Source organism: Formosa sp. Hel1_31_208, from assembly GCF_900104785.1.
GTDB lineage: Bacteria > Bacteroidota > Bacteroidia > Flavobacteriales > Flavobacteriaceae > Psychroserpens.
The window spans coordinates 1,775,590-1,787,953 of record NZ_LT629733.1; the positions used below are offsets into that span (position 1 = coordinate 1,775,590).

Annotated in this window: 13 protein-coding genes; 3 read left to right on the forward strand and 10 right to left on the reverse strand. The window is 35.5% G+C overall.

Annotation, left to right across the window (positions count from 1 at the left end; all coding sequences use genetic code 11):
* Window positions 1-23 precede the first annotated feature (23 nt).
* Together BLT57_RS08080 and BLT57_RS08085 are read right to left on the reverse strand one after the other, a co-directional pair.
* Entirely contained in the window at window positions 24-1,292 is a 1,269-nt protein-coding gene (locus BLT57_RS08080; protein ID WP_091424666.1) for an amidohydrolase, read from the reverse strand.
* Window positions 1,293-1,405: 113 nt separating this feature from the next.
* Window positions 1,406-1,948 carry a DsrE family protein gene (locus tag BLT57_RS08085; protein WP_157717148.1) on the reverse strand — a complete coding sequence of 181 codons (543 nt, stop codon included), beginning with the start codon at window positions 1,946-1,948 and terminating at the stop codon, window positions 1,406-1,408.
* Between the two features lie 133 nt (window positions 1,949-2,081).
* On the opposite strand from BLT57_RS08085, the gene BLT57_RS08090 reads away from it, so the two are divergent.
* Window positions 2,082-4,397, forward strand: coding sequence for an ATP-dependent helicase (locus BLT57_RS08090; protein WP_091426711.1), 2,316 nt, complete (start codon window positions 2,082-2,084; stop codon window positions 4,395-4,397).
* An 8-nt stretch (window positions 4,398-4,405) separates the two neighbouring features.
* Here the strand turns inward: BLT57_RS08090 and BLT57_RS08095 are convergent, their stop codons facing one another.
* A complete protein-coding gene (locus tag BLT57_RS08095) occupies window positions 4,406-5,287 on the reverse strand; it encodes an alpha/beta hydrolase (RefSeq protein ID WP_255361782.1) in 882 nt (293 codons plus the stop codon).
* 32 nt (window positions 5,288-5,319) lie between these two features.
* On the opposite strand from BLT57_RS08095, the gene BLT57_RS08100 reads away from it, so the two are divergent.
* Window positions 5,320-5,940, forward strand: a complete 621-nt coding sequence (locus BLT57_RS08100; RefSeq protein WP_091424674.1) for an L-threonylcarbamoyladenylate synthase — start codon at window positions 5,320-5,322, stop codon at window positions 5,938-5,940.
* A gap of 63 nt (window positions 5,941-6,003) precedes the next feature.
* Here BLT57_RS08100 and BLT57_RS08105 read toward each other — a convergent pair whose 3' ends face one another.
* The 3 genes from BLT57_RS08105 to BLT57_RS08115 form a co-directional block, all read right to left on the reverse strand.
* Window positions 6,004-6,861 carry an OmpA family protein gene (locus tag BLT57_RS08105; RefSeq protein ID WP_091424676.1) on the reverse strand — a complete coding sequence of 286 codons (858 nt, stop codon included), beginning with the start codon at window positions 6,859-6,861 and terminating at the stop codon, window positions 6,004-6,006.
* A gap of 102 nt (window positions 6,862-6,963) precedes the next feature.
* Window positions 6,964-7,944, reverse strand: coding sequence for a glycosyltransferase family 2 protein (locus BLT57_RS08110; protein ID WP_091424680.1), 981 nt, complete (start codon window positions 7,942-7,944; stop codon window positions 6,964-6,966).
* Complete coding sequence (locus tag BLT57_RS08115; RefSeq protein WP_091424683.1) at window positions 7,941-8,384, reverse strand: type I restriction enzyme HsdR N-terminal domain-containing protein; 444 nt, start codon at window positions 8,382-8,384, stop codon at window positions 7,941-7,943. Before BLT57_RS08115 ends, BLT57_RS08110 begins: the two co-directional genes overlap by 4 nt.
* Window positions 8,385-8,490: 106 nt before the next feature.
* On the opposite strand from BLT57_RS08115, the gene holA reads away from it, so the two are divergent.
* Window positions 8,491-9,498: a DNA polymerase III subunit delta gene (gene holA, locus BLT57_RS08120; RefSeq protein ID WP_091424686.1), complete on the forward strand. Its 1,008-nt coding sequence runs from the start codon at window positions 8,491-8,493 to the stop codon at window positions 9,496-9,498.
* A 13-nt stretch (window positions 9,499-9,511) separates the two neighbouring features.
* Here the strand turns inward: holA and BLT57_RS08125 are convergent, their stop codons facing one another.
* The 4 genes from BLT57_RS08125 to BLT57_RS08140 all read right to left on the reverse strand — a co-directional run bounded on the left by BLT57_RS08125 (window position 9,512) and on the right by BLT57_RS08140 (window position 12,362).
* Window positions 9,512-9,907, reverse strand: coding sequence for a cyclic nucleotide-binding/CBS domain-containing protein (locus BLT57_RS08125; RefSeq protein WP_172827439.1), 396 nt, complete (start codon window positions 9,905-9,907; stop codon window positions 9,512-9,514).
* A gap of 140 nt (window positions 9,908-10,047) precedes the next feature.
* A complete protein-coding gene (locus BLT57_RS08130) occupies window positions 10,048-10,812 on the reverse strand; it encodes an SOS response-associated peptidase (protein WP_091424691.1) in 765 nt (254 codons plus the stop codon).
* 49 nt (window positions 10,813-10,861) lie between these two features.
* The gene (locus tag BLT57_RS08135) at window positions 10,862-11,635 is read right to left on the reverse strand and encodes a hypothetical protein (protein WP_197675467.1); all 774 of its coding nucleotides are present in this window, start codon (window positions 11,633-11,635) and stop codon (window positions 10,862-10,864) included.
* A gap of 247 nt (window positions 11,636-11,882) precedes the next feature.
* Window positions 11,883-12,362: a hypothetical protein gene (locus BLT57_RS08140; protein ID WP_091424694.1), complete on the reverse strand. Its 480-nt coding sequence runs from the start codon at window positions 12,360-12,362 to the stop codon at window positions 11,883-11,885.
* Window positions 12,363-12,364: the final 2 nt, after the last annotated feature.

Here is a 12,364-nt window from a genome sequence, read left to right on the forward strand (position 1 = left end):
GTATTCAATTGAAATTCCGTTAATTATTGATTTAAATAATCTAAGGCTAAGTGCGTCATGGTTTTAACCCCAAGCAATAAACCTTTATCATCAATCTTAAAATCTGGTGTGTGATGTGGAAATGATTCAGTGTTTCCGGGTGTCATTCCTCCTAGAAAGAAATAGAAGCCAGGGATAATTTCTTGAAAATAGGAAAAATCTTCGCCTCCGGTTGTGGCTTTACGTAGACGTACATTTTTTGCTCCGGCTACTCGCTCCATCGTTGGTAGCATTTGATCTACTAAATCAAAATCATTGTAGGTAATTGTTGTATTGTTTTGAAACGTTATTGTAGCTTCTCCACCATAAGCTTTGGCGATGTCACGAGACATTTCGGTCATGCGACGTTGAATAAGTGCTTTCATGTCTGGGTCTAAAGTTCTGACAGTTCCTATTAATTCTGCACTTTCCGGAATAATATTAAAACGTGTTCCAGCTGTAATCTTTCCAACGGTAATTACCGCGGCTTCGTCTACCAGTTTAGACTCTCTGCTAATGATAGTTTGTAAGCCATCAATTATTTTGGCTGAAATTAGTATGGGGTCAACACCTTGCCATGGTCTTCCACCATGAGTTTGTTTCCCTTTTACAGTAATCACAAAACGTTCTACAGAAGCCATAATACCTCCTTTTTTATAATAGATAGTGCCAACATCATAATTTGAACGAATGTGCAAACCAAAAATGGCATCAACTTTTGGGTTTTCTAAAACCCCTTCCTTAATCATTAATTTAGCGCCACCCTCTTCACCAGGTGGTGGGCCTTCTTCGGCAGGTTGAAATATAAATTTAACGGTTCCTTTTATCTTGTCTTTGTGTCGAGTTAAAATTTCAGCAACACCCATCAAAATAGCTGTATGTGTATCATGACCACATGCGTGCATTACACCTGTTTTGGTACCTAAAAACTCAGTTTCTACTGTACTCTTAAAGGGTAGGTCGTTACGCTCTGTAACAGGTAGGGCATCAATGTCGGCCCGCAGTGCTACTACTTTTCCGGGTTGATTGCCTTTTAAAACACCTACGACACCAGTTTTTCCTATGCCAGTTTGGACTTCCATGCCTAAAGACTTTAAGTGCGCTGCAATTTTATCTGCCGTCTTAAATTCTCTATTGGAAAGTTCAGGGTTTTGATGAAAATCATGTCGCCATTGGATGACTTTAGATTCAATATCTATGAATTCTTTTTCAATTAAATTTTGAGCGAAAGAAAACGAACAGAGAAATAGGAGTAATGCAGTGAGAGATTTCATGTTTATAAATTTTTACTAAGATATTTAAAAAAAGAAAGGCATCTTATTTAATTTAAAGATGCTTTTTTTGATTTTGAAACGTATACTTTCAGAGTGTTTTGTGACTGATTTTTTTAAAATTTGATAAATCGATAACCATTGTTTTGGTATTGTATTAATGCTGTCATAGCAGAAAGGGCAAATTTAACACTGGTATTACAATCTGATTTTGAAACATCTCTGTATGCCGCTGTTTGACCACACATTATAATATCTACACCAGCAGCATTTAATTGATTTAGTAATTCTGAATTGGGATTTTCACTACCATACTTTTCCATGTATACCTCATCATTAAGCATGTCTTTCCATGCACTTCCGTGCACTGTAATTGCAACATTAAGTTGATCAAGATTCATCCCGGCATTAGCATGCATGTTTAAAAAACGAGCGGCAGTAACTAAATAACTGTTAATTTGAGTATTGTTTTCAGCGCTTTTTGATACATCAAAAATAACTTTAAGCAATGTATTAGTATCCGTTTTTATTTCCGGATTTTCAACTTCGAAGGTTTGACCAAAGTCAGGTATGATTTTTCCCTGAGCTCTTTCAACTTGCCCAATAACCATGAGCGTATTTAAAATAAAGGTAAGTATGAGTAATAGTGACTTATTCAATGTATTGATTTTTTATAAATATATCGATATATAATAGGATATCAAATTTTTGCAGATTGTTTATAATTATTGATAAAATCCTTTACTAAAAACATGAGGTTTGGTTAATTTCACCTTTCAAAATAATTCAGGTTTGGAGAAGTATTTAAGTCAGTTAAACGAAGCACAGTTAGCACCTACATTACAAAAGGATGGCCCAATGATTGTCATTGCTGGTGCAGGATCTGGTAAAACGCGAGTTTTGACGTATCGCATCGCATATTTAATGAGTCAAGGTGTAGATTCATTTAATATTTTGGCGTTAACATTTACGAATAAGGCGGCCAAAGAAATGAAGGGCAGAATTGCTGATATTGTTGGTGATGGTGAAGCTAAAAATCTCTGGATGGGAACATTTCACTCCGTGTTTGCCAAAATACTGCGATTTGAAGGCCATCACTTAGGATTTCCTAGTAATTTTACAATTTATGATACTCAAGATTCACAGAAACTTCTGGGATCAATCATTAAAGAGATGGGCTTGGATAAAGATATCTATAAAACCAAACAAGTTTATAGTCGGATTTCATCCTATAAAAACAACTTAATTACCGTAAAGGCTTATTTTAAAAACCCGGATTTAATAGAGGCAGATACCGCATCCAGACGACCTCGAATGGGTGAAATTTATCAAAATTATGTAGATCGCTGTTTTAAAGCTGGTGCGATGGATTTTGATGATTTACTCCTTCGTACAAATGAGTTGCTAACTCGTTTTCCAAATGTTTTAGCGCAATATCAAAATAAATTTAGATATATATTAGTTGATGAGTATCAAGATACGAATCATTCACAATACCTCATAGTAAGAGCTTTGTCGGATCGTTTTCAAAATATTTGTGTTGTTGGTGATGATGCTCAAAGTATCTATGCGTTTAGAGGGGCAAATATTAATAATATTTTAAACTTTCAGAAAGATTATGATGATGTTGAGGTATATCGACTAGAACAAAATTATCGTTCTACAAAAAATATTGTAGGAGCAGCCAACTCTGTGATAGAACATAATAAAACAAAATTAGATAAGGTTGTTTGGACAGCAAATACAGAAGGGGAAAAAGTAAAAGTACATCGATCGTTAACCGATGGAGATGAAGGGCGGTATGTAGCAAGTACCATATGGGAAAACAAAATGAATGATCATGTAGCCAACAAAGATTTTGCAGTTTTATATCGAACAAATGCGCAATCTAGGGCTATTGAAGATGCACTTCGTAAACGGGATATTCCGTATCGTATTTATGGAGGCTTATCGTTCTACCAGCGCAAGGAGATTAAAGATGTGACCGCATACTTGCGTTTAATTTTGAATCCCGCCGATGAAGAAGCTCTTAAACGGATCATCAATTATCCAGCAAGAGGAATTGGTCAAACGACTATTGATCGTTTGGTTGTAGCGGCCAATGGCTTCAATAAATCGATTTTTGAAGTCATTCAACACATTGATGATATCAATATCAATATTAATAAAGGAACCAAAAACAAACTCAAAGATTTTGTCACACTAATAGAGAGTTATCAGGTGATGAATCAAACTGCGAATGCTTTTGAACTCACTGAACACGTTACTAAGTCAAGCGGATTAATTAGAGAAGTTAATAAAGAAGGAACTCCCGAAGGTCAGGTTCGGCTGGAAAATGTGGAAGAACTTTTAAACGGAATTAAAGATTTTGTTGAAGGACAAATAGAAATTGCAGATGCAGGAGATTCTTTAGCAGAGTTTCTTGAAGATGTGGCTCTGGCAACTGACTTGGATGCAGACAAAGGCGATCCAGATCATGTGGCTTTAATGACGATTCACTTGGCTAAAGGTTTAGAATTTCCGTATGTATTTATTGTAGGCATGGAGGAGGATTTATTTCCTAGTGCTATGAGTATGAATACGCGCAGTGAACTAGAAGAAGAGCGACGGTTATTTTATGTGGCGTTAACAAGGGCAGAGAAACAAGCTTATCTTACATATACGTTATCGCGTTATCGATGGGGAAAACTAATAGATGCTGAACCTAGTCGCTTTATTGAGGAAATTGATAATCAGTATGTCGATATTATTACTCCGCTTCATGAGCCAAGGCAAAACCCAATGTTAAGCGCTGATATCTTTGGGGATGTAGAGCCTAGCCGCATCCGATTTAAGAAACCAATCAAACGAAAATCTGAAACGAAGCCACCAAAATTTGTGGCACCTCAAAACTTAAAACGTGTATCTAAAAGTGATCCATCGGATAATAGTAATTTATTTGATGGTAAACTTACGGTTGGAAATATTGTAGAACATGCTCGTTTTGGAAAAGGAGAAGTTATGAGTATAGAAGGGAAAGGGGCTGATACCAAAGCCGAGATTAATTTTGAGGTTGGTGGTGTAAAAAAGCTATTACTGCGTTTTGCTAAATTGGACGTTTTAGGGTAGTAGCATCATTACAATAAATGCGTTGAAGTAAATGCCTTGAGTTTGGTCCAGGTATCTAAAAGTTCAACACCTACCCAGCCATGACCAGCATTTGGATATAGTATAAATTGATGTGTTACGCCTAAATTTTCCAGTTTGGCTTGCATGTCAATACCTTGACTCGAAGGAATTAATGGGTCTTGTCCGCCATAAAAAAGAATAGTTGGCGGTGCGTCAGCTGTTACTTGATGGTATGGACTAACTAGTTCTAAAAAGGGAATAGAAGCATCAATACCATAGATATTAATTAATTCTTGTAATGCAGGATCTTCATTGTCTAAATATGCGGGATCTGTAAAATTTGTTGGCCCTACAATACTAGCAATCATTTTTACATCGCTGTTTGTGTCGTAAGCATAACTCCATAACATCGATAAATGAGCACCTGCACTTGTTCCTAAAAATCCAATATCATCAGAGATGACATAATCAGTCTGATTAGTTTCAAGAAGATTGATAATGGTTGTGATATCGTCGATTTGCATTGGAAACGGCGTATTATTTTCATCTGCAAGCCTATAGTTGATATTAACAATGGCAATATCTGGAAGGTCTTGAAGCATCAAGTCTTTCAAAATATTCATGTCTTCTTTATCTCCAGACGTCCAGCCTCCACCATGCACCAATAGCATCACTTTAGTATTAAGTGTGCGATTCGCAGGTAGGTAAATATCGAATACTTGATCACTGTCGCTGCCATACGATACATTCAGTTCTTGACGAAAACTAAGCGGTGAGTTCTCGCTAGGATTTATTGTGTTGGCGTCATCTTCAGAACATGATTGGATCCCTACGGATATAAAAAGCAACAGGAAAGTGTATTTAATAGTCTTCATAATGAAATTATTAATTACTTTGTAAACGCATTTATAAGATACATATTATGGCCCGATTGATAAGAATTTATGAAGATAATCCTAATCCGAAAGAAATTAAGAAGGTTATAGATGTGCTCAAGCGAGGAGGATTGATTATTTATCCAACAGATACGGTATACGGCTTAGGATGCGATATCACCAATATAAAAGCTTTAGAAAAGATTGCTAGAATTAAAGGTGTAAAGCTCGAAAAGTCTAACTTTTCTTTTATATGTGAAGATTTGAGCAACTTAAGCGATTATGTGAAACAAATTGACACTACAACATTCAAGATATTGAAACGCGCTTTGCCAGGGCCGTATACGTTTATTCTGCCGGGAGCAAAGTCGCTGCCTAATCCTTTTAAAAAGAAAAAGACGGTGGGTATCCGTATACCAAATAATAATATTGCTTTAGAGATTGTGCGCCAACTTGGAAATCCTATTATTTCAACTTCTATTCGCGACGAAGATGAAATTATTGAGTATACCACAGATCCAGAGCTCATACTAGAGAAATGGGATAACCTTGTGGATTTGGTTATTGATGGTGGTTATGGAGATAATGAGCCGTCAACTGTTGTCGACTTATCGGGTGATGAGCCTTTGATTGTACGAGAGGGAAAAGGCAGTCTGGAGATATTTTAAATAAACTAAAAAAACAAAGCCCAACCTTTCAATTGAGCTTTGTTTAAATTATTTTAATCACTGCTAGTTTTCAGCAGACAAATTTTTCATTTCCTCTTCAATCATTTCATAAAATTGATCGATTTTTGGTAATACAACCACACGAGTACGTCTGTTAATAGCTCTGTTTTCAGCTGTATCATTATCTGCTAAAGGAACATAGCTACTGCGACCTGCAGCAATTAACTGACCAGGATTAACACCTAGTTCTTGTAATACACGTATTATAGAAGTAGAACGTTTTACACTTAAATCCCAGTTGTCTACTAGCTCGCCTTTACTATAAGAACGACTATCTGTATGACCTTCAATCATGGCTTCAAAATCAGGTTTGCTTTGAATTACTTTAGCGACTTTAGCTAAAACATCTTTTGCTTTGGTGGTTACATTATAACTTCCACTTTTAAATAATAATTTATCTGCGATAGAGATAAACACAACTCCTTTTTCGACGTTAATTTCAATATCTGGATCGTCGATACCAACAGCCTTTTTTAAGCTCGTTACCAATGCTAATGTTACACTATCTTTTTTAGACAAGGCATCTTGTAAACGTGAAATTTTAAGATCTTTTTCTTTTAAGCTCTCTAAAGATTTTTCTACATTTTTAGCGCCTTGAGTCGTTAGAACAGTCATGTCTTTAGTGTTCTCAATTAAGGCTTCATTTGCAGATTTCATATCTGCTAGACGTCCTTTTAATTCTTCTAGACGCGCAGCAGAAGCGGCTTCATCAGATAGACATTTATTTAATTTGACCGTTGCAGAATTTAATAAATCCTGAGTCTCTTTTTGTTGTTGTTCTAGTGCCATATATTCCTTCTTCGATACGCATGAAGTCAAAATGAACATCCCAGCAACACTTAATAGCATTAATTTTTTCATAATAAAGTTTAATAATTAGTTGTTATTTAACTTACCAAAATTATAGAAAAGAACATACCTATTGATGATCTTTAACTAAAATTTTAACACATTTATGAACAATTAATAACGATAACGTTTTCTTACAAAATAGGACCATACAATGGAAGTGGTTTGGAAGTATTTTTTACGCTTTGGAAGTTGTTTTCGCATTTTTAATAGTCGAGGTAAGTTGGCGTAAAAGCTGAAGTGTGCTTTCAGGATGGCTATGAAATGCCCGACTTTAAAACTTAGAAGAAACTTTAAACCAGCGATACCATCTAGTACGAGTCTCATAAAAATAATTCCTAAGAGAAAACCTGCAACGTTTTTAGTCAGTGTGAACAAACTATTTCTGAAATTGAGATATGTTTTTTTCGGATTCAAAGCACTTAGAGTAGCACCTCCTACATGATATACGGTAGATGTCCCTACATATTTGACATTGAAACCAGCATTAAACGCTCTCCAGCACAAATCGATTTCTTCAAAGTGTGCAAAATACGACTCATCAAACCCATGAAGCGCCTCAAAGCATGATTTTCTAATAAACATACAAGCACCAGAAGCCCAGAAAATAGGTATACTATCATCATATTGACCTTCATCTTTCTCAATGCTATTGAACATACGTCCTCTACAATATGGATAGCCATATTTATCAATAAATCCACCAGCTGCACCAGCATACTCAAAAAATGTTTTGTTCTTGAAGTCTAATATCTTGGGCTGGATAATGGAAGTTTCTATATTGGAGTCAAATTCAGAAATGATAGGAACGAGCCAATCTTTAGTGACTTCTACATCACTATTGAGCAGGCAGTAAATATCAGCATTTATATGTTGAAGGGCGTCATTGTAGCCTTTGGCATAGCCTCCATTTTCTGTATTTTGAATGATATGGACCTTCGGAAATGTAGCCTTTACAAAAGCGATTGAATCATCTGTAGAGGCGTTATCAGCAACATAAATATTAGCCCCTTCAGAATACTGAATGATTGCGGGCAAAAACTGTTCTAGTAATTGCTTTCCATTCCAATTAAGTATAACGATAGCGAGCTTCATTTGTAATTGGGAATATCTCTTAAAAATTCATAGCGCTGATGCTCTTGGTCCATAACACAATAATAGTGATTAATTCCATTAGTTACCATGAGATAACTCGCATTTAACTCCAGATTGTAACGTGCAATTTGGTCAAATGTACTTTGGTCAATTTTTATTTTGTGCGACTTGCATTCTACAATGAGGTGAATGCTTCCATCGGGATTAAACACAACAATATCATAGCGTTTCGTCAATCCGTTGACTTTGAGTTCCTTTTCAACATTGATGAGGGAATTTGGATATTTTTTGTATTGTATTAAATACTGAACGCAATGCTGGCGCACCCATTCTTCGGGTTGTAATACAATGAATTTTTTACGAATCTCATCGAAAATAGAAACTTTATTTTCGTTACTTTTGAAACGGAATGAAAACTTCGGAAAATTGAGTTCTTGCATCAAGTTGAACAGAGATTTTTATCAAAGTTACTCTACTATAACAGAATACCAAAAGCACTATCTGTTTTTTTGGATTTTACATTATAGAAATTGAAAATTTCACAGTTTGGACGACGTAAAACAAATAGTTAAGGATATTAAAAGTGGTACGATTAAACCCATTTACTTTTTGATGGGAGAGGAGCCCTATTATATTGATGCTATTTCTGATTATATTCAGAACAATGTACTCGCTGAAGAAGAAAAAGGATTTAATCAAATGGTGTTATACGGTCGCGACGTGTCTATTGATGATATCGTCGGTAATGCTAAGCGATATCCAATGATGGCGGAACGTCAGGTGGTGATTGTAAAAGAGGCTCAAGATCTATCGCGTACTATTGAAAAGTTAGCCAGTTATGCTGAAAACCCTCAGCCCACTACAGTATTAGTTGTAAACTACAAGTATAAAAAAATAGACAAACGAAAAGCGCTCTACAAGACCTTAAAGAAATCGGGTGTTGTTTTTGAGTCTAAAAAGCTTTATGAAAATCAAGTAGCAGATTGGATTCGACGTGTGTTGTCAGGGCAAAACTATGCCATTTCACCAAAGGCAGCTCAAATGCTGGTAGAATTTCTAGGAACCGATTTAAGTAAAATTAATAATGAACTTGAAAAGCTAAAAATTATACTTCCAGAAGGCACACAAATTAATGCCGATCATATTGAAGAGAATATTGGTATTAGTAAAGACTTCAATAATTTTGAGTTACGTAAAGCCATTGGTGAACGCAATACAGAAAAAGCATTTAGGATTATTAACTATTTTGCAGATAATCCGAAAGATAATCCTATGGTAGTTACCATATCCTTGCTTTTTAATTTCTTTTCACAATTGCTACACTATCACGGATTACATGATAAAAATCCAAGAAGTGTGGCTTCAGCACTCAGGATCAATCCTTATTTTGTCAATGAATATGTTGCTGCAGCACGCAACTTTCCGATGCGCAAAGTGAGTATAGTCATATCTACATTGCGCGAATTTGATGTCAAAGGCAAAGGCGTAAATAGTAACGCTATTCCACAAGGAGATTTATTAAAAGAGCTTTTAGTAAGGATTTTTAATGCGTGAAAATTATCAAGTCTTATTCGCGCTTACTTTTCTTTTTAGAAGGCGTCGGTTGATTTTTCATCGTAAAGCGATGATCTTCTACAAGTTGCAGCAGGTCATGAGCACTGAGAACACCAACAATTTTCTGTTCATCGGCAACGACGATATGATTGATATGATGATTGCGCATCACTCTAGCCGCAACACTTACATCTGAATAAGGAGGAATCGTATAGACGCTTTTAGTCATCACATGGCTTACGGGAGTATTCTCTGAGGTGTCTTCTAGCATGTCGGTAGAAGTGATAATCCCTTTGATATTCTTTTCACCATCAATAACAGGAATGGACTTTATTTTATTTTTAGTCATGATGGATTGCGCATGTCCAACGGTTTTATGAGACATTGTGGTAATCACTGATTCCACCATCAAGTCTTTGACTTTTATATTCATATGCAGTATGTTAGTATAGGATTTATGAAAGGTTCGTTAAGTATTCGCGCTAAGATAACAAAAAGGAGATAACTCTTGTATTTTGATAAGATATTTCCATAGAGTATTTTAAACTGCTAAAACTCTAAATCATTATAGTTAAAAGGTTCGGCAATTTCCGCGACGTTGCCCATGTAATCTTTGCCTCTTAATTTTCTAACAGTATGCGCTTGTAATTCATCTTCGGGGTAGGCACGAATTAATCCCTGAAGGGTCTTAATATCTGATTGGTTCTCAATGGAATCTAGCCATTTATCTTCTAGATTTTTGTGCAGTATTAATGGCATTCTTGGACCCTTTATTTTAGGATTATTATGAATTTTGCTCATCATCATATTTCCTTCTGTCGTAACAATAGTAAAAGTTTTTATGTGTCCACCTGTTTCGGGGTTAATCCATTTACTCCATAAACCAGCTAAGGCAATTGGTTCATTATCTTTTTTATGAATGTAAAACGGATACGTTTTATTATTAAAATGATGATGTTCATAGAATCCGTCTATATATATAATGCATCTTTGATGTTTCGCTGCATCTCTAAAGGAGGGTTTTTTAAAAATGGTTTCACCTCGAGCATTTAGTGTATTATTCCATAGTTTCTTGAGTTGTTCCTCATCACGAACCCAATGTGGCACTAATCCCCAAGTTGCAACTTCAGGAAATTCAGGCGAACTATCGGTATAGATGAGTAGCTCAGGATGGCTAAATCCAGATGCGTGATGTAGCGGTAGATCTGTATATGGCACTAATTTTTCTTCAATCTCAGCAATAGCCATAAGATCTCCTCGTCGTCTTGCGCGACTTAATTGGGCTTCTAAGCTTGCTTTAATATCGTAACACATCTGTTTATTAGGTCTTTATTTGAATTTATTAAATTAATAATAAAATTATTTATGTCCAGATATGTTCATAAATATCTGCATAATCATCTACTTCTATCACTTCGAAGCCAACGCGTTCTAAAAAGAATTTTTTTCCTTCGTCCAAACCATTATTACTAGGTTTGTGTATGTACCAACCTTTATGTCTGCGATCTGGGTAGATTTTAAAATATTTGATACGTTCAATTAAGAGCCACCTCAAAAATGTTTCGTTTTCTTCAAGTCCAAGGCCAAATATAAATAAGGATTTATTAAAAATGATATGAAGCCAGGTTTTATAACCCGACCAGCGCTCACTGTTTTTTTCTGAAAACAGGCGTTCTTCATTGCCTTTGTGCAGTAGGTTTCTAGCACGTTCTACACTACCCATGTAATGACTAAGACCTAAGCGGATACTTCTATGATAGTGGATCATCCCATTTATATACCAAAGCCCAAAGCCTTGTGTAGGAAGTTCGAATGATGCCTCACCATGATAGGTTGTCCATGGGTAAAAATCGGTGAAACCTTTAGAATCTGTTCGTAGTAATTGATAATCAAAAGTACGCGCAAAAGTTTCTTCAAAATTGGTCGTGAGTATAGGTGCATTAAGTGTCCTTATCTTATCAATAATCAATTGGTGATGTTTAAATGGCGCCCAATGATTCATTATTTTTGTTACTTCTTTTTGCAAATTGAGATCCCGTGTATTTTCAAGTTCTAAGACATCATAAAATTCAGTAGACGAAATGCCATTAGGTTTTTTGGTAAGTGTTTGCAATGATACTTTATCCCAAAGTTGCATGAGTAAATCATCCCAAGATAATGCGTTTGGATTGTTAGGATAGCGGTTGATTCATTACCAATTACAAACGCTATATCGTGTTTGTTTCTAGTAATGATTTGTTTGATCTCGTTAACGGTCATAGCAGCGTAATTGGATAAATGGCTTTTGCATCTAATTTAGCAAAAGAAAACAAGACAGAGAAACATCTAAAGTGCTTTGCGAGTAAACGCGTTTAGTTTTGAAATACGTGAATATATTATGAAGTTTATCCGTTTCTTAAATCCTCAATTTTAACCTGATAATCGTATTGTAAATCTTCATGTAACTTTAATACTTTTTTATCAATAGCCTCCATATTGCGGTCAAACAAATTAGTAAGCGTTGTATTGCGCCTTATGGAAGGTGTCATATGTGCTAGTTTCATGCAAAAGTAGAGGAGGAGTTCAACTTCAGTCTCTTTGTTCAACGAATAGCGAATGTACTTTTTAGTATTTCGTAGGATTTTACGAACACTCTTTTTAATATAAAAAAAACTGTTGGTATTGATGTCTTCAAATTGTTCGTCTATTTCAGATTTCACAGTTTCTATGTAACCATCTTCACTGTCGGCTTCGAATAGTAAATAGGTAAGTAGCTCTTTGTTTTCCTTTTTGAAACGTGATAAACGTAAGCAAAGTTCTGCCAATTCTGCATTGGTTTTATGCTTGAGTTCTTTTCTAATGGTTACAACTGAAACAGCTTTCATAA